Consider the following 19,072-nt stretch of genomic DNA (forward strand, 5'->3'; position numbering starts at 1 on the left):
TATAGTATTATTTTCTAAAAATAATTACATTAAACATTTTTTTATTATATATTATTTTTTTCAATTATAAACTTAAATTAAGACTTATTTAAAATACTTTTTAAATAAGTCTTAATTTAATTCTACAAAAATACAAATTAAAAATGGAATGGCAACCCTTTTTAGGACTATTTTTTGGTAGACATTTTTTCATGATATTTAACTGGAGTTAGGTAGTTTAAAGTACTGTGGATTCGTATGTTGTTGTATCAATTGATATAATCAAATAATTCTAATTTTAATTGGATTAATGATGTAAAATTTTTATCATTAATAAATTCAGTTTTGAAAGTTTTGAAAGTTGCTTCAGCAACAGCATTATCATAAGGACAACCTTTTTTGCTTAAAGAACGGGTAATATTGAATGTTAATAAAAGTTTATCAATAGTTTTATTATTGAATTCATTACCGCGATCACTATGAAATATTTGAATATCTTTTAAACAGCGATTTGATTGCATAAATGCTTGATATACTAATGATGCATCTTTTTTAGTACCTACACACTATGTCCAATAATTTCGCGGTTAAATAGGTCGATTAATAAGCAAATATAGTTTCACTTACCATTAACTTGAACATAAGTTAAATCACTAACAATAACTTCATTTTTAAGCCTATTATTAAAGTTTCTATTCACAAGATTGCTTATTTGGCTATCATTGACTTTGTTATGATGATTTTTAAATGATAATTTAGTGTATTTTGATATTAAATTATGCTGATTCATAATTTCTTTAATTTTTTTGCGTGATAAATAAATTTCTTTATTTTCTAGACTGACTTTTAATCTTCTTGTTCCATAAACTTCTTTATTTTGTTTAAAAGCACTAATAACAGCTTCATCATACATATTATTTTTGATTTTATCTTCTTTTTTCTTTAAATTAAAATAATATGTTGATTTAGAAAGTTTTAAAAAACGACAAATTGGACGAATTTTATATTTAGATTTATTATTTGTAATAATCTCTACTTTCTGCCTATTATTAGTGCTGCTTGCTTTAAAATATCATTCTCCATTCTTAATTGTTTTAATTCTTTATTTGCTTGAATTAATTGTTTTTCTAAATCCGAAAGATTATCTTTAGTTTTAAAACTGCCTGAATTTGTAAATTGCTTAATTCATTTATAAGTAGCTGCTCTTGTAACGTTGTATTCTTTAGCAAGGCAAGATACTGATTTGCCATTTTGATATAAAGATACTATTTGTTTTTTAAATTCATCATTATATGAGTTAATATTGGCCATAATTATATTTCCTTTCTTTTAACTAATTTGTTCACTTGTCTACGTAATTAGTGTCCAATAAAGTGTAACCCATCCAAAATAATTAAGATTTATCAAAACTAAATCATCATTATAAAAATCACTATGTTGTTTTATTAATGAAAATATTATTAAAAACATACAAAACACAACAAGATACAATTTACAAAAATAAAAATGGAGAAGAAATAAAAACTAATATAGAAGATTTGTCAAATATAGAAAGTAAAGAGGTTGTTCAAATTGGTTTTTATAAAAATCAACAAGGTGAAATTCAAGTGGTTAAAATGCCAAGAATAATTGAAAAAGTACCTGACAAACTACCATCAGAAATAACATCATTGCAAGAAATGTTTTCTGGTAGCTCAAAATTCAACCAAGACATTTCAAACTGAGACACTTCAAAAGTGACAAACATGACATCAATGTTTTCTCTTAGAACCTGTTTAAAATCTTTTAGAACCTGTTTAAAATCTTTTCAATAAAATTGAAATAAAGGCAAGAACAACCATTTGTAAGCTAGTATTTAATTTTTTTTCACAATTTTTTCATAATCTTCTGCATTTTTCTAATCATGCAAAACTTCGTTCTACAACTCATCTTTTTGGTAATATTACAAAAGAATGTAATTCATTACGTTTTATAACTTCAACATTTGCATTTATAATTGTTTTAATTTTAGAAGCAAATTTTTCACCAGTATAACCAGCATCTACTAGTATTTTTTGAACTGCAGAAAGATTCTCTTTTTCATTTTCAATCATTATTATAGCACTGTTACGATCTGTTTTTTCTGCTGTGGTTATGTAAATTGCATGTGGTAAACCTTGAGAATCAACAGCAATATGACGCTTTATTCCTGAAATCTTTTTACCAGCATCATAACCTTTGTTTTTAGTAGTATCTGTATTTTTAACACTTTGTGAATCAATTATACAAAAACTAGTTTGTTCTTTTCTACCATTATTGATACGAAATGCCATGACTAATTTTTTTTAAAACTAATTGTAATACACTAGGTTCTTTACCATTATTTTTACTTCAAACTTGAAAATAATAATATACAATTTGTCATTTTGGAAAATCTTTTGGTAACATTCTTCATTGACAACCACTTTTTAATACATATAAAACTGCACAAAATACTTCATATAAATCTAAGCTTCTTGGTTTAGTTCTCTTTTTAGTATTTTCTAAAATTGATTTTATATTTTCAAATTGCTCTTTGCTAACATTACTAGGATAATTTTTACGCATATATACCTCTTATCTTAAAATATATAATCATTTTACCCTATTTCTCTAAAAGATTTTAAACAGGTTCTTACACAATCATTCAATCAAAATATTTCAAAATGAAATGTTTCAAATGTAACAACTATGCATAATATGTTTGGTGGTGCTTCAAAATTCAATCAAGATCTTTCAAAGTGAAATACTTCTAATGTAACAAATATTAGTTACATGTTTTACTATGCAAAATACTTTAATGGAAATATTTCAAACTGAAATACTTCTAAAGTAACAGATATGAGTTACATGTTTTGTAACGCTCTTGAATTTGATAAAGAGCTTTCAACATGAAATGTAGAAAAAGTAACAGACATGCGTAGTATGTTTGCTGGTGCCAAAAAATTTAATCAAAACATTTCCGGTTGAAATGTTTCAAATGTAACAGATATGAATTTTATGTTCTATGACGCAAAAAAATTTAATCAAGATATTTCACAATGAAATGTAGAAAAAGTCATAGAATATATTGACTTTTTCTGGAATTCAGGAATAACTGATGACAAAAAAATACCAAAATTCAATAACTAACTTTTTTAAATTAAATACTAAATTTTATTATATAAATTTAAATTATTTTTTAAAAAAATAATAACTAAAATTTAATGATATTTAATTGCAAAAATGAAAAATAATATTTGACAAATAACATTACTTATCCTATAATTAACAAGCATTCACGAAAGCAGCAAATAAGTATTATTAAGTTGCAAATAGTTTACCCTCAAAGATTATTCTTTTTATTAGTAGAATTTTCTATTAATCTTAATAGTAACCAGTGCTGTTCTGGCGAATTGTAAACTATCTTAATGAGAACTTATTAAAGTCTCTTTGTGTTTGTATACATTCCAAGGAGGTTTTTATTATGTCAAGATATACTGGTCCGGTTTTTAGAAAATCAAGAAGATTAAACTTCTCAATTCTTGAATCTGGTAAAGAATTTGCAAAAGGAAAAAAGCGAACATTCGCTCCTGGACAACACGGTCAAAAAAGAATTAAACTTTCTAACTATGGATTACAATTACAAGAAAAACAAAAAATTCGTTTCACTTATGGTTTAAATGCTCGTCAAATGAAAAATTTATTTGATGAATCAAAAAAAACTCATGGTGTTACTGGTACTAACTTGTTGGTATTCTTAGAATCAAGATTAGATAATATTGTTTTTCGTTTAGGTTTATCTTTAACAAGAAAAGGTGCTCGTCAATTAGTAAATCATGGTCATGTTTTAGTTAATGGTAAAAAAGTTAATATTCCTTCATATCGTGTTAAAATAGGAGATAAAATTACTATTACTGAAAAAGCACAAAAAAATGCAAAAATTATTGAAGCATTAAGCGCTAATGCTTCAACATTACCATTTATTGAATTCAATAAAAAAACATTTATTGGTACATATGTACGTCATCCACTACGTAACGAACTAAATACTGATATTAATGAAGCATTAGTTGTTGAATCATATGGACGTGCTTAAAATTAATAATTAATTTAAAATCTGTTATCAATTGATAACAGATTTATTTTTTAGATGGTAAATATCAATAAAAGCATTTATTATTTTTTTTTATTTTTGAAAAAATAAAATATAAATTAATTATCTATTAATCAATTTCCTTAAAACAAAAGTAACAATTAATTTTCTACAACTACTATGTTAATTAAATTAAATGATATAATGTTAATTATAGATGAGTAAAGGAAGAATAAAAATGATTAAAAATGAAATTTCTGAAAAAATAGTTAGTATTACTTTTGTGATAGCTGTTATGATAACAGCTATTGGCTGATTAGGAATTAGTAAAAACAAAAAGAAATATTTAATTTTATGAATAGCTATAATTCCTTTAATTTTTAGTAACATATTTTCATTTTTTACTAAAAATTATTATGATAATATTTTACTAATATCAGTATTAACGATATCTTATTTAATTTATATAGGTTTTTTAATCATTAGTACTTATCGATTTATTAAGACAAAAGACAAAAAAGAAAGTAATAATAAACAAGTAGAAAATACTATTGATTTAATAAAAAATAAAATATTGTAAAAGTTACCCCAAAGGGTAACTTTTATATGTTCTCTATAAATAATGAACTTAATATAGGTTCATATTACATATTATATAACATTATGAAAACTATTTGAACCATTACCATTATTAGGAATATGGGTAATGTTTAGTAATCTGTGTAACTTACAAAAATAACTATGTTTAATTAATTCTAGTAAATATAATTAAATGACTAGAAAGAGTGAGTTACAGATGGCTAAAAAAGATAACTTTAATAATAATGATCCAATATCAAAAGCAGTAGATTTATTATTAGAAAATACTGAAGATTTAACAACAGTTTTTAAAGAAGGGGGTTTATATAAAGAATTAACAAAACGTTTAGTTGAAAAAATGTTGAATTCTGAGATGCAAAATTATTTAGGATATGAAAAAAATCAACATAGTAATAGTGACAATGCTCGTAATGGTATAAGTTCAAAAAAATTAATAACTCAACAAGGTAAAATTGAGATTGATGTACCACGAGATCGTAATAGTAATTTTACTCCTGTAATAGTGCCAAAAAGACAGAGAAGATTTGATGGTTTTGATCAACAAGTTCTTTCCTTATATGCAAAAGGTATGACATTATCAGATATTAGAATGCAGTTACAAGAGTTATATCAGGGTGCTGATATTAGTGAAAGTATTATTAGTCAAATTACTGATGATGTGATTGATGATGTCAAAGCATGACAAAATAGACCATTAGAAGGCATTTATCCTATTGTTTATTTTGATTGTATAGTAGTTAAAGTACGACAAGATAAACGCATTATTAACAAATCAGTTTATATAGCTTTAGGAGTTGATTTAGAAGGTAAAAAAGATGTTTTAGGTTTATGAATTAGTGAAAATGAAGGTGCTAAATTTTGATTAGCAAATTTAACAGAAATGAAAAATCGTGGCTTAAATGATATTCTTATTGCCTGCAGTGATAATTTAACAGGCATGTCAGAAGCAATACAATCAGTTTATCTTAAAACAGAACATCAATTATGCATAGTTCATCAAATTAGAAATAGTTTGAAATATGTCTCATATAAGCATAGAAAATCTCTAGTTGCAGATTTAAAACCAATTTATACTGCATGTAGTGAAGAACAAGCAATGCAGGCTTTAGAATCCTTTGAAAATAAGTGAAATAAACACTATCCTCAAATTGCTAAATCTTGATATAAAAATTGAGATAATTTAATGGTTTTTATTAGTTATCCTGCAGAAATTAAAAGAGTGATTTATACAACAAATGCTATTGAATCTGCAAATAGTCAATTACGAAAAATTATCAGAAATAAAAAAGTTTTTCCTAATGATATGGCAGTTTTTAAAATATTTTATTTAGCAATTGAAAATATAACAAAAAAATGAACAATGCCCATTCAAAATTGAAATACAGCAATTGCTCATTTTATGATAAAATTTGAAGATAGAATTAATCTAAACTAGTACTTTTTAAAACAAAGATACACAGATTACATAAAAGCCTCCATTTTATGATAAAATTTGAAGATAGAATTAATCTGAACTAGTACTTTGCAAAACAAAGATACACAGATTATTAAAAAGCCTCGGAATATGTTCTTGATTTGCTGCATCAATAAAATTTTGTTGTCTTGTTAATGGACCATTTTCTAAAATTTGATTAATTCTTGTTTGTAAGTCAGGATTATTAGGTTCTTTATATTTATTAGCATTCTTTCATCTTGAATTTGGTGTTTCAATTTCTTCTTTTCTAGTAACTAATTCTTTATATATTTCTTCTAATTTTTTAAACTTTTCTAATTCATCAACATTATTAAGAGCATTTACTATTTCTTTTAATAGTTGGATATTAATTCGATGTTGAAGTGACATATAAAAAGGATTATAAGAAACAGAATATCCTGCTTTACTTTCTGCATTATAAATTTTCTCTTCAACGTCTATATAGTCATTAATATTATTAATTAATTTACCTATATTTATTCTGAAACTGTCAATCATATTTTTCTTATATTCTTTAGGTGTGTTTTCTAATGTTTTTCTTAATAAATCATCTAACATATTCTTTATCTTCCTTTGCTTATTAAAAGCAACTTAATAAAAATCCTAATATAGAAAATATCTATACTAGGAAAGAACATTTATTAAATTACTAGGTAATAATATCATATTTTTTTTAAAACACAAAGAAAAATTACTACTCCAGTTATAAGTAAAAATTAAATTCCTCAACTATTTTTTTATTTTTATTAAAACGGATTATAAATATTTTTTAAATTTTGAATAATATGTTCTCTTAGAACCTGTTTAGAATCTTTTTAATAAAACTGAAATAAATGAAAGAACAACCATTTGTAAACTAGTATTTAGTTTTCTTTCACAATTTTTTCATAATCTTCTGTATTTTTCTAATCAAGCAAAGCTTCGTTCTACAATTCATCTTTTTGGTAATACTACAAAAGTATGTAATTCATTGCGTTTTATCACTTCAACATTTGCATTTATGATTGTTTTGATTTCAGAAGCAAATTTTTCACCAGTATAACCAGCATCTACTATTATTTTTTGAACTGCAGAAAGATTTTCTTTTTCATTTTCAATCATTATTATAGCGCTATTACGATCTGTTTTTTCTGCCGTGGTTATGTAAATTGCATGTGGTAAACCTTGAGAATCAACAACAATATGACGTTTTATGCCTGAAATCTTTTTACCAGCATCATAACCTTTATTTTCAGTAGTATCTGTATTTTTAACACTTTGCGAATCAATTATACAAAAACTAGTTTGTTCTTTGCGATTATTGTTGATACGAACTTTTTTAACTAATTTTTTTTAAAATTAATTGCAATACACTAGGTTCTTTACCATTATTTTTACTTCAAATTTGAAAATAATAATATACAGTTTGTCATTTTGGAAAATTTTTTGGTAACATTCTTCATTGACAACCACTTTTTAATACATATAAAATTGCACAAAATATTTCATATAAATCTAAACTTCTTGGTTTTGTTTTCTTTTTACTATTTTCTAAAATTGATTTTATGTTTTCAAATTGTTCTTTGGTGACATGACTTGGATAATTTTTATGCATATATACCTCTTATTTTAAAATATATAATCATTTTACATTATTTTCGAAAAGATTCTAAACAGGTTCTTACTATTACATCTTTAATTGAATTAGTAAAAGCAGAAATTTTAGGCTTTAAAAGATTATAACGACCCATATTTTTTGGAAGTGTAGTATCTATTCTTGGCATATCTTTTAAATTATTATCAAATACTTGTACTACTTCCGAATATAAATTAAGTATATTAGCATAAGCATTAAAAACTAATACCATATAATTAACATCTAAAAAATTATCAACTCCGTGTTGTTGCAAGAGTTCTATAATTATTTTTTTATTAGCATTGATATCACCTGTTGATTCCATTTCTTTTAGAGCATTAGCAATTTTATCGGTTTCATCTACTCTTAATATACCTATCATTTTTAACTTTTCAACAGTACTGTAACATTCCTCATAAGTTGTATTATTTTTTAATTCATTTATACTCTGCTTTAATGTTTCACTATTTTGATATAAATCAATAACAGTGTTAATGTCTGTTACATTAACATTTAAAAAAGGAAGATTATTATCAATACTACTAAATATTTTATGAGTAACAGAAGTTGTTGATATTTCATTTTTAATAACACCATAACTTAATAATTTATTACCGAAAACACTAGTACCCATCATAATTATTATGATACTACCTAAAATACTCATTCTAATAAAATTAATTAAAATTCCCGCTGTAGCATTTATTGCTTTGTGTTCAATTTTATTTTTATTAAAAAGTACAAAATATAAAATAATATAGATTATTCAAAATAAAATATTAATACCAATAATTCAAACAATAGCATATATCAAAAATCCAATATTATCAGTTAATAAATTCTTAAATGAAGCAAAACTACCGCTAAGGTCACTAAACCATGGTGATACCATATTTTTAAAAGAATCTATTAACATTGGTTTAAATGCCAACATTAAACCAATACTAAGTAAATTACCAGCGCTAATAAATGTTAATGCTCTTCCCCCAATAAAAAAGCCAGTAACAATACCAAAAATAATAATAGCAAAAATAATAATATCCCATAATAATGGAGAAACATTAATAAATATCATTTTTAAATACCCTTCCTTATTTATGAACAACTATAAAATAATGACGCTTACCTTTTTTAATAACTGTTACTTGATTATTAATTGCGTTTTTTTTACTAATAAGAAAATTTATATTGGTAATTTTTTCACCATTAACAACAATTGAACCTTGAATAATTAGTTCTCTTGCTATTCTTTTTGAATTACAAATTTGATTATTAACTAAAAAATCAATTATTTGTTCATTATGATTAAGATTAAAATGTGGTACATCTTTTAAAACCTGTAAAATCTCAGATGATTTCATTTGATGAATCCGGTCGTGGAAAAAAGCATTAGTAATATTAATAGCACTAAAATATCCATTTAATTTATGAATAAATACTGTTAATAAAGCTGCTAAAATCTTTTGTCCATAATGTTGCTTAACATCACTGTTATGAATTACTAAAATTTTTGCTATTTGTTCTTCACTAAATAAAGTTAAAGAATTAAAAAAAGTAGGCAAATCTTTATCTTCTTGATTAAATAAAAATTGATATAACTCATAAGGCGAAGTTTTTTCACTATTTAAAAATATAGCACCTTTTTCGCTTTTACCAAATTTTTCACCATTAGATTTAGTTAATAAATTAATAGTAATACCGGCAGCATGATGTTCATCACCTTTTTGTTTTCTAATTAAATCTAAACCGGAAGTAATATTTCCTCATTGATCACTACCACCAGATTGAATATAACATTGCTCTTTTTCATATAAATGATAAAAATCATACGCTTGTAATACCATATAAGAAAATTCAGTATAAGAAATTCCAAAATTTAAACGATTAGCAATCATTTCTTTGCCTAACATTTGATTAACATTAAAATGCTTACCAATATCACACAAAAAAGTTGTAATTGTTAGTGGGCCTAATCATGTTTGATTATTAATAATTTTAATTGGTTTAATTTTATTGTTTAATGTTCCCAATGGTAATTTTAAAAATGTAATTCAAGTTTCTACATAACTATCACAATAATTTAACAATTGTTTAAAGGAAAGATTATTTAAATCACTTTTCATAGTAATTCACTTTTGATCAAAATTACAAATTTCATATAAAGTTTTTAGTAATGATGCTGATAATCCTAATTCTTCTCAAGGTAAGGGCAATGTTTTTAAAATACTACTTAAAGTCTGTTGATATTGATTATTTGGATTAATACTTTTAATAATCATCTCTAATGTTTCATATTCTTTATCATTTAATAAATTACATGTTTTAATTAATTCTAATGATGTTAAATTATCAATATTTTCATAACTTAATAATGTCACTAACTGCTCTTTTATTTTTCTAACATTAGTTTGTAACACATTTTCATCTAATAAATTACGTTCTTTATTTTTACCACTTGGATCACCAATCATTGCCGTTGTACCACCAATAACAGCAATTGGTTGAAAACCAAATATAGCAAAACGATGCAATAAAATAATTTGTAGTAAATTACCCAAATGTAATGAATCATTACTTGGATCAAAACCACAATATATTCCTTTTCCTAATTTTCCTGCATTAATTACTTTATCTATGCTACTAATATCTTTTAAGATATTACGTCATTTTAATTCGTCAATAATATTGGATTTTATTATATTATTCATAGCATCTCCTATTTATTTTCATCTAAAATATCATCAACTAACAAATCAATAGTTGTAATAACTGTATCGTTATTATTACTTGCATTATTGTAATTAATAGATGTAGTTTCTTTAAATATTTTATCGCGAAATTCTAGATAGCGCGATGGTAAACTATCATATATTTGTTGTTGTTCTCTATTTTTTTTAATTTGTGCAATTCTAGTATTATCAAGATTACTAGAATTATTATACGCTACTTCTTTTTCACGAAAAATATTTTCTTTAGTTTTTTTATCAACATATTGCTCAATAGTGCTAGAACTGCTATCAGCTTTTTTAATATTAATTGGAATCGTAGTTATTTTTTGATGATTAAGACCAAATATAGGTGAAATAATACTACTTAACTGATAAGGTTCTTTTTTAGCATTATCAACATTAGTAGTAACATTTTCAATTTCAACTTCTGTATTTTCTATTGTCATAATAACTCCTTAATGATAATCAATAATTAAATTATAACATTTTAATGATTAATTATTCCTAATATAAAGTGAATAATTTTCATAATCTTCATTAAGATAAAAAAATTACTAGTGAATATCAATTAATTTTATAAAAAGTACTAATACTTTTCTCAAATTTATTTTTAATAAAAAATAAAATAATAAAAAAGTAGTACTTATTTATAAAGTACTACTAAAAGTGTATGAAATTGATTTTATTCAACACTAAATGTGTCATATAAATTTGAAGTATCAATATTATCAAACCCTACAGCAAAAAACTCACTAATAGATGAATCCAACCCATTAATTATTTTTAAGATTGCAACTAAAGATACGTTTCTTGTTCCTCTTTCAGCATCAGAAATATAATTACGATGTAGGCCGCTTGCTTCTCCAAGTTTCTCTTGTGAAAATTTTCTACCTTTTTGATTACGTAAAGTTTTCATTCGTTTTCCAAAAGCATTCAATAAATCTTGACGACCTTTGCTTAAAATTTCTTTCTTTTTCATTGTATGGCCTCCTCTTATACTTTTTATTATTAACTTACAATGTTTCTTGATACTTTTTCTTAATTTCGCGAATTAAATGATTAACCCCAGACTTAGTAATGACAAAACCAGTTTCTTGATAGTAAAGTTCACCCAATTCTGAAAGTGATGCTTCAGGATTTTTTAATCTTAAATTTGAAATAATTTGAGCTTTTAATGACAACGCTTTGAAAAGTTTTTTATCCTTTAAAACAGAAATCATTATAACTTGCTGGTCTCCAGCATTTAAAATTTTTTGTTGATTAGAAATATCAATATTATTAAAACGATTAATATTATTAAATAATTCTCGTGAAATGCGTTTATCTTCAAAAGCGAAAACTGCTTGTGGACAATCAATTATTTTTAAAAAGTCAGAAATTACATTAGATTTTTTTAGATAAAGCACCGTTTTATTACGACGTTTTATTGTTTTAAAGTTTAATTTAAAAATTTGTAATAAAATATTTTTAATTTTTTTAGCCAACATATCATTATGAAATTGTAATTCCAAATGGTAGTTAGGTGTTGAAGGAGAATTGATACTGCCAACTACAAGGAAGATTCCTGCGATATACGCTCTTATACAATGCTCTTTTATTATATGCTGGTGCATAGCTTCTTTCTCAATAAAAAGATATTTATCTTGAAGCATTAAATCATTAATAATAAAATCAATTTTATTATTAATACGAATATTATACACCTTTGGACGCTCAAATTTATTTAAAACATCCACCATAACTATCAATTTTACATCTTTATATTGATTTTTTAAAAATTTATATATTAACCTAGTGGTTTTGTTATGAAAACTATGAATAATAATCTCATTATTTATTTTATCTGAATTTGTAATCTTACCATTAATAAGCGAATATGCTGATAGCAAAGATTTCTGACAACAATTTTTAAAACTTTTTTGACAGATTTCATCTTTTACACTTGTTGTAAATGATATCATTACTATCACCTCAATTGTACACTTTATTCATTAAAATTATCAATAAAATTTATTAAATATTGTGCTGCAATCGCTCCATCGTTAACAGCAGTTACTATTTGTCTTAAATTTTTAGCAATTACATCACCAGCTGCATATAATCCTGGGATTTTAGTTTGACACTTATCATTAACTATAATATAACCATTGCTATCACAAATATCTAAATCTTTAACAAATTTTGTAACAGGATCAGAACCAATATAAGGAAATAAGGCATCAATAGTAATTTCACTAATTTCCTTAGTTTTAATATTTTGAATTTCTAATTTACCTACTTTTTTCTTATCCTCAGTACCTAATACTTTTAATACAACATGATCAGTTATTAAATTAATATTTTCATTATTTTTAACTTTATTAACGGTTTTATCATCAGCACGAAATTGATCACGACGATGAATAAGATTAACTTTATTAGTAAATCTTGTTAAATATAAAGATTCTTCACAAGCAGCATAACCACCACCAACTACACTAATAATTTTATTCTTAAATAAAGCACCATCACAAACAGCACAATAAGAAACACCACGATTAGCATATTCTTCTTCACCAGGAACACCAATTTTACGTTCTAATGAACCAGTAGCTATAATTACTCCTTTAGCAATAAGAACATCACCACTACTTAAAAGGACTGTTTTAATTTTATGATTTTCACTATCTGTAATTTTAATAACCTCATCAGTAACAAATTCAACTTGTAGTTTCTCAACTTGCTTTTGCATTTTTTCTGATAATTCAGGCCCTAAAATATAATCATAACCTGGATAATTTTCAATTTCAGAAGTTTTAATCATTTTTCCACCAACAATATATTTTTCAATAATCACAGTTTTAAGATTTGCTCTTTGTGCATAAATAGCAGCTGTCATTCCTGCTGGACCACCACCAATAACTACTAAATCATAATCATATTTATTTTCTTTATTAGTATGATTTTTCATAAAATCATTCTCCTTTACGAAATCTTGATGGTGCAATAATTTGTGCAAATATTACTAAAATAACACCTAAAATAATTCACATTCCAGAAACTATCATTGAAGTTGAAACATTGGCTATTTTCATAATGTCTCTATTATCACGAAGTGGTTCTAAAATCATTCTAATAATACCATAAAAGACAAAGTATAAACTACCTGATACTCCTGCATACGTTACTCGATAATTATTAGGATTATACATAGTATTTAAAGATTTAGAATGTGGTTGCATATTATATTTAATCTTTAAATATCATTTTTTTATCTTTGATTTAACTTTTGAATGTGTTTTAACATCTTTTCAAGGTATTTTTTCAACACTTTTAACACTATTCTTATTGGGTGTAAAATCAAAATATGCTTGTTTTCAACTTTCATATTTAAATTTACGATATCCATGAATTTTTTTAATAACCGTTCAAGGTTTTAAAAAATCTTTTCCAACAATTGGATTAGTCTTTAAAGGCGAAATAAATTGCGAAGAATCTAATTTTCATGGTTTTTTACTAAATATTTGTCCTGTTTTTGGTACAAAAAACGTTAAAAAGAATCAACCAAATAATGAAGATAATGACTCATATAAAAATAAAGGTTGACGATAAACAGCAACAGGATCTCGATTATCGCTATTAAAACCATAATGTAAATGATTATTTATTCATGTTGGTAATCAACTGAAAGGATGACCAACATCAGTTCCTAGTAATTCTTGATTAAAAAAATTACCTCATCTACCAATCGCTTGACCTAATAAAATATTTGGAACAATACAATCAATAAAAACTCACATTGAAATTTGTAACTGTTTTGAAGTACGATAAAAAATAAAGAACCCTACTATCATTCCAACTGTAACGCCTCCTTCAATTGCCATACCACCTCTTCAAACGGCAACTACATCAAGTGCATTTTCAATTGTGCTAGTATTATTAAGAACATATCATGCTCTTGCTCCTATTAATCCTGCTAATGCAATAACTAATGTTCCTCATTCTAAAGTTTTAGTTGGAATATTACGACGATATAATTTTATTCATGAAGCAATGACAGCAGTTAAAAAACCTATTGCCATTAATACTGAATAAATATGAATTCCCGTTCCCGGAATATCGGTAATTAAACTATTGTATCCATCATCATTAATCATATTTTTTTCCTTTTTGATAATTTAATAATTAAATTATTTCTTTTTTGTTAAATTTCTAATTATTTGTTTTTGAAAACTAGCAGTAGCGTCTTGACCTTCATCTTTTAACTTTAAACTAATAACTGCTGCTTCAATTAAATCAGCTAAATTTCTTCCTGGACTAACAGGAATAATTATTTTAGGCACTTTAATTTCAAAAAAAACATCAAAGTTATTATGATCACCAAGTCGATCAACTTTAGTTCAACCATCATTTTCAATTCTAATTAAATTAATAATTAAATTTACTTGACTCTCATGCATTATAACATGATATCCATACATTTTGGTAATATCTAGGATACCTATTCCTCTAATTTCAATTAAATTTTTAATAATCGGATTAACTTTTCCTACAATTTTATTGTTGACTTTTAAAATATCAATACTATCATCGCCAACAAATAAGTGCCCATTACGTAATAAATCTAATGTTGTTTCTGATTTACCAATACCACTTTCACCTGTAATTAGGACACCATAACCAAAAATATTTACTAGAGTACCATGTAAACGTTTAGATTCAGATAAACGTTCAACAATATACGTAGAAACTGTTGCTGCAAATTCAGAAGTAAAAAATAATACTTCAATAATTGGAACTTTTGAATTAATCGCTTTAGCACAGTCACATAATTCTTTTTTAAATTTAAAATTAGGTGTTAGAACCTGTTTAGAATCTTTTCGAAAATAATGTAAAATGATTATATATTTTAAAATAAGAGGTATATATGCATAAAAATTATCCAAGTCATGTCACCAAAGAACAATTTGAAAACATAAAATCAATTTTAGAAAATAGTAAAAAGAAAACTAAACCAAGAAGTTTAGATTTATATGAAATATTTTGTGCAATTTTATATGTATTAAAAAGTGGTTGTCAATGAAGAATGTTACCAAAAAATTTTCCAAAATGACAAACTGTATATTATTATTTTCAAATTTGAAGTAAAAATAATGGTAAAGAACCTAGTGTATTGCAATTAATTTTAAAAAAAATTAGTTAAAAAAGTTCGTATCAACAATAATCGCAAAGAACAAACTAGTTTTTGTATAATTGATTCGCAAAGTGTTAAAAATACAGATACTACTGAAAATAAAGGTTATGATGCTGGTAAAAAGATTTCAGGCATAAAACGTCATATTGTTGTTGATTCTCAAGGTTTACCACATGCAATTTACATAACCACGGCAGAAAAAACAGATCGTAATAGCGCTATAATAATGATTGAAAATGAAAAAGAAAATCTTTCTGCAGTTCAAAAAATAATAGTAGATGCTGGTTATACTGGTGAAAAATTTGCTTCTGAAATCAAAACAATCATAAATGCAAATGTTGAAGTGATAAAACGCAATGAATTACATACTTTTGTAGTATTACCAAAAAGATGAATTGTAGAACGAAGCTTTGCTTGATTAGAAAAATACAGAAGATTATGAAAAAATTGTGAAAGAAAACTAAATACTAGTTTACAAATGGTTGTTCTTTCATTTATTTCAGTTTTATTAAAAAGATTCTAAACAGGTTCTAAGAATTTTAAAAACAGAAGAATTAAAAAAGTTTATTAATTAAAATATTTTATGGAAAAATTTATAAATAAGTTGGTAATTTTTTAAAAAAAATCATTTAATAATTCTCAATTTCACCCTTGTCTAGATTGCGGCGTTAATAATCATTCAGCAAAGGCTTCGGCAAAAAATTCACCTTTTTTATAGGGTTTCGCTTGGCTTCAAAATATACGACCATAATTACTTTGCACAATAATCATTGGGAATACTAATCTTTTTTGATAATCGCTATTACTAATATTAACTTTATCATTTAAGTAATCCATTAATAATTGACTACAATCAGAAATTGGCGGCCTCATCACGTGATTTTGTGTTCTTCAAACAGATGAATAATCATTATTAATTTTAAAAATATTTTTATTAAGTAAACAATTTTCGATTTTATTATTTTTAGGTCAATTTCAATTGTTATTAAACGTACTACGTTCAGCATCCGTTAATGATAAAAAATTATCGAAAGCATGACCATATTCATGAGTACTAACACTAATTATGTTATTAGTTGCTCATCAACCCGCTTGATAGTTTGCGATAATTTCTTTAATATTAACAAAATCTGGACCATAAATTTGACGTTGACTATTAATTAGATAAGAATATTGATTATAAGCAACGACGTTTTTATTTGATATTGGTGTTTGAGTAACACTTTGCATTAAACATAAAATGTTATTTTTACCATATACTCCTGCCATAATATTATAAAAACGTAATTGTTCTTTTTTTGCTGTTTCAGTAGCAAGTTGACTTAAACCAACATCTTTATATAATTTTTCTCAATCAACATTATTGTTTTGAGTTCCTAGTCGTGTATTAGTTAAATCATGTGCTAATTGATTAAAATCAAGAAAAGGTAATGGTTTACTAGCAGTATCATAAAAACTATTAAATTCATTATTTGCCATTTGACTAGCTGGGTTTTTAATTTTTCGTTCATTCTCTTTAATAAAACTAGTCATTTCTGATGATCAACGATAACGTAATAAACTAAGATAATAATCACGATTATAATTAGCTTGGCAACTTCAAACAATAATTCAAGCAAGTAAACCAGTAACCAATAAAACTATGAAAATTATAAAAAATTTACGATATTTTTTCATAAAATCTCCTTTTAAAAAAATTATTATTAATAATTTCAAATTCCTTATTTAAATTAATAATTACAGAAAGAAAAAAAATATTAATTGGTACCTTCTAGGCATTTCATATTTTTGTTTGCTTTTTTTGAAACTGATAACTAAATCATTACCATTATTTTCATTTCATTTTGATACTTGTATTGGCAAGGATTGTATTTATTGTTTGGTTTCACTACATGCCATAATAGTTAAACTTGTTCTTAATTAAAATTAGTGTCCCTAAAATAGTTAGTAATCTTTTCATATCTTAGTTTAATACTCTTATAATCTTTAAATCTTTTAAGATGTATTAATAATTTTATATGATTTTTATGATATTTTTTTGAAATAGTTAATGATGTATTTTAAGCGTGATTATTAATTTTTTATTTTATATAGTAATTTATTATTTATATAGGTAAAAAATGCACTTCTATAAATTTTAAAAGTGCATTTTATTTAAACTTATTTTTTATCCTAAATCTTCGTCTTTTGTTAGAATTTCGCGGTTAGGATTTTGTTCAGCTATTAATTGTTTGTAAATTGTATCACGATATTTTACACAACCATCAATAACATTATCTAAAGGATTTTGAGCAACACGTACTTCAAAGATATCTCCCTCATATTTTTGACGAATTGGTTTTGTACCTTTTTCAGCTTTAACTTCGATGAAATATTCCTTAGCCAATTCTTCTTTAATAAATTCATCAATTTTTTTAATGTAAGCTCCACCACCACAAATTGTGATTCCCTTACCTTTTTTCTTTAAGTCACTAACACTACCAGCAGCTTTTTCCCCAGAAGTTCTTAGTACTCTACGAATTGATGGAATAACATGTTCTCTAAATTGAACTTGCATTACATTTTCACGAATTTCTTCTGGTGTAATTTCAATAGTTTTAGAAATTGACATTGTTTCTCCTGGTTGAGAGTCTAATCTAGGTAATGAAACACCTGAAATAGTGTATGGTTTTTCATCTTGATATTTAAGAAGTGAACCGATGTTCTTTTTAACATCTTCTGCTTCTTTAGTACCAATTTTTAAAGCATGCTTTTTAGCTATGTATTCTTGAATTTTTTGTGTTAAATAGTCTCCAGCACAATGTGTTGTATATGAATATAGGATTGAATCGTTGCTAAGTACTGCAATATCAGTACTTCCCCCACCAATATCAACACACATAATTGCAGTTCCAAAAATATCTTGGCCTGAACCTAATGCTGCCATTTTAACTTCTTCTTGAACAAATCCACGAAGTGCTCCTAAACGATGAACTATATTTTCTAGTGCTTCTCTTTGTACTGAATTAATTTCACTTGGTGTTGCCATTAAAACAATTAAATTACGGTTTTTATCAGCTTGTTTTGAATCTTTAATTTCAAGTCTAAAATCTTGAAAAATTTTAGCAAGGATACGTTGTAAAGCATCTGGATCAGCAATATTACCATCACGAACTGGACGCTTAATAACAACATTTTCATTTGTTTTATCAATTAAAGATTTAGCTTCTTCACCATAAAGAATAACATTTTTTTCATAGTCTTCAGCAAGATAAGTTGGAGCATCATATGTAAGTCCAATGTTAACATACCTTGCTTTAAAGTTTTCTGTTCCGACATCTAAAGCTAATCATTGGTAGTCATTAATAGACTTAATATTACTTTTTTTATTTAAGTTTTCTTTGGGTTTTTTATCAAATAATCCCATTTT

19 protein-coding genes and 1 pseudogene are annotated in these 19,072 nt (G+C 25.0%); 6 read left to right on the forward strand and 14 right to left on the reverse strand.

Annotation, left to right across the window (positions count from 1 at the left end; translation table 4 throughout):
• Window positions 1-167: 167 nt before the first annotated feature.
• Window positions 168-1,290, reverse strand: a pseudogene (locus ACI2WJ_RS02180) (IS3 family transposase).
• Window positions 1,291-1,427: 137 nt separating this feature from the next.
• Between ACI2WJ_RS02180 and ACI2WJ_RS02185 the strand changes: the two are divergent.
• Window positions 1,428-1,793: a BspA family leucine-rich repeat surface protein gene (locus ACI2WJ_RS02185; protein WP_400254700.1), complete on the forward strand. Its 366-nt coding sequence runs from the start codon at window positions 1,428-1,430 to the stop codon at window positions 1,791-1,793.
• On the opposite strand, the gene ACI2WJ_RS02190 is transcribed toward ACI2WJ_RS02185, so the two are convergent.
• Window positions 1,776-2,565 (reverse strand): IS5 family transposase gene (locus tag ACI2WJ_RS02190; RefSeq protein WP_400254701.1). Its coding sequence is split into 2 segments (ribosomal slippage): window positions 1,776-2,303 and window positions 2,305-2,565, totalling 789 coding nucleotides; the frame shifts between segments, so codons are not numbered across the junction. The genes ACI2WJ_RS02185 and ACI2WJ_RS02190 overlap by 18 nt on opposite strands.
• 39 nt (window positions 2,566-2,604) lie before the next feature.
• Between ACI2WJ_RS02190 and ACI2WJ_RS02195 the strand changes: the two genes are divergently transcribed.
• The 4 genes from ACI2WJ_RS02195 (at window position 2,605) to ACI2WJ_RS02210 (ending at window position 6,107) form a co-directional block, all read left to right on the forward strand.
• Window positions 2,605-3,129, forward strand: coding sequence for a BspA family leucine-rich repeat surface protein (locus ACI2WJ_RS02195; protein WP_400255231.1), 525 nt, complete (start codon window positions 2,605-2,607; stop codon window positions 3,127-3,129).
• A gap of 334 nt (window positions 3,130-3,463) precedes the next feature.
• Entirely contained in the window at window positions 3,464-4,075 is a 612-nt protein-coding gene (gene rpsD / locus ACI2WJ_RS02200) for a 30S ribosomal protein S4 (protein ID WP_400254702.1), read from the forward strand.
• A 235-nt stretch (window positions 4,076-4,310) separates the two neighbouring features.
• Window positions 4,311-4,652, forward strand: a complete 342-nt coding sequence (locus ACI2WJ_RS02205) for a hypothetical protein (protein ID WP_338958972.1) — start codon at window positions 4,311-4,313, stop codon at window positions 4,650-4,652.
• Window positions 4,653-4,868: 216 nt separating this feature from the next.
• Window positions 4,869-6,107, forward strand: coding sequence for an IS256 family transposase (locus ACI2WJ_RS02210; protein WP_400255232.1), 1,239 nt, complete (start codon window positions 4,869-4,871; stop codon window positions 6,105-6,107).
• A gap of 69 nt (window positions 6,108-6,176) precedes the next feature.
• Here the strand turns inward: ACI2WJ_RS02210 and ACI2WJ_RS02215 are convergent, their stop codons facing one another.
• From ACI2WJ_RS02215 to hprK, 10 genes are all read right to left on the reverse strand, one after another.
• Entirely contained in the window at window positions 6,177-6,704 is a 528-nt protein-coding gene (locus ACI2WJ_RS02215; RefSeq protein ID WP_400254703.1) for a hypothetical protein, read from the reverse strand.
• Between the two features lie 246 nt (window positions 6,705-6,950).
• A protein-coding gene (locus ACI2WJ_RS02220) for an IS5 family transposase (RefSeq protein WP_400254448.1) occupies window positions 6,951-7,740 on the reverse strand; the annotation gives its coding sequence in 2 pieces (ribosomal slippage) (window positions 6,951-7,478 and window positions 7,480-7,740; 789 coding nt in all).
• Between the two features lie 37 nt (window positions 7,741-7,777).
• Window positions 7,778-8,836: a hypothetical protein gene (locus ACI2WJ_RS02225; RefSeq protein WP_400254704.1), complete on the reverse strand. Its 1,059-nt coding sequence runs from the start codon at window positions 8,834-8,836 to the stop codon at window positions 7,778-7,780.
• 16 nt (window positions 8,837-8,852) lie between these two features.
• Window positions 8,853-10,469 (reverse strand): tyrosine--tRNA ligase, encoded by a 1,617-nt coding sequence (gene tyrS / locus ACI2WJ_RS02230; RefSeq protein ID WP_400254705.1) that lies wholly within the window; start codon window positions 10,467-10,469, stop codon window positions 8,853-8,855.
• Between the two features lie 8 nt (window positions 10,470-10,477).
• The gene (locus ACI2WJ_RS02235; protein WP_338958961.1) at window positions 10,478-10,936 is read right to left on the reverse strand and encodes a hypothetical protein; all 459 of its coding nucleotides are present in this window, start codon (window positions 10,934-10,936) and stop codon (window positions 10,478-10,480) included.
• Between the two features lie 236 nt (window positions 10,937-11,172).
• Window positions 11,173-11,469, reverse strand: coding sequence for a helix-turn-helix domain-containing protein (locus tag ACI2WJ_RS02240; RefSeq protein WP_252319896.1), 297 nt, complete (start codon window positions 11,467-11,469; stop codon window positions 11,173-11,175).
• A gap of 34 nt (window positions 11,470-11,503) precedes the next feature.
• The gene (whiA, locus tag ACI2WJ_RS02245) at window positions 11,504-12,451 is read right to left on the reverse strand and encodes a DNA-binding protein WhiA (RefSeq protein WP_338958958.1); all 948 of its coding nucleotides are present in this window, start codon (window positions 12,449-12,451) and stop codon (window positions 11,504-11,506) included.
• A gap of 23 nt (window positions 12,452-12,474) precedes the next feature.
• On the reverse strand, window positions 12,475-13,440 hold the full coding sequence (gene trxB / locus ACI2WJ_RS02250; RefSeq protein WP_400254706.1) for a thioredoxin-disulfide reductase: 966 nt from the start codon (window positions 13,438-13,440) through the stop codon (window positions 12,475-12,477).
• The gene (locus ACI2WJ_RS02255; RefSeq protein ID WP_400254707.1) at window positions 13,424-14,626 is read right to left on the reverse strand and encodes a prolipoprotein diacylglyceryl transferase; all 1,203 of its coding nucleotides are present in this window, start codon (window positions 14,624-14,626) and stop codon (window positions 13,424-13,426) included. Before ACI2WJ_RS02255 ends, trxB begins: the two co-directional genes overlap by 17 nt.
• Before the next feature lie 33 nt (window positions 14,627-14,659).
• Window positions 14,660-15,415, reverse strand: coding sequence for an HPr(Ser) kinase/phosphatase (hprK, locus tag ACI2WJ_RS02260; protein ID WP_400254708.1), 756 nt, complete (start codon window positions 15,413-15,415; stop codon window positions 14,660-14,662).
• Between hprK and ACI2WJ_RS02265 the strand changes: the two genes are divergently transcribed.
• A protein-coding gene (locus ACI2WJ_RS02265) for an IS5 family transposase (RefSeq protein WP_400254448.1) occupies window positions 15,397-16,186 on the forward strand; the annotation gives its coding sequence in 2 pieces (ribosomal slippage) (window positions 15,397-15,657 and window positions 15,659-16,186; 789 coding nt in all). The two genes, hprK and ACI2WJ_RS02265, sit on opposite strands and share 19 nt — an antisense overlap.
• Before the next feature lie 92 nt (window positions 16,187-16,278).
• On the opposite strand, the gene ACI2WJ_RS02270 is transcribed toward ACI2WJ_RS02265, so the two are convergent.
• Window positions 16,279-17,340, reverse strand: coding sequence for a hypothetical protein (locus tag ACI2WJ_RS02270; protein ID WP_400254709.1), 1,062 nt, complete (start codon window positions 17,338-17,340; stop codon window positions 16,279-16,281).
• A gap of 490 nt (window positions 17,341-17,830) precedes the next feature.
• The gene (locus ACI2WJ_RS02275; RefSeq protein WP_400254710.1) at window positions 17,831-19,069 is read right to left on the reverse strand and encodes a rod shape-determining protein; all 1,239 of its coding nucleotides are present in this window, start codon (window positions 19,067-19,069) and stop codon (window positions 17,831-17,833) included.
• Between the last annotated feature and the right edge of the window lie 3 nt (window positions 19,070-19,072).

This window comes from Spiroplasma endosymbiont of Cleonymus obscurus (assembly GCF_964273375.1).
Taxonomy (GTDB): Bacteria; Bacillota_I; Bacilli_A; order Mycoplasmatales; family VBWQ01; genus Spiroplasma_E.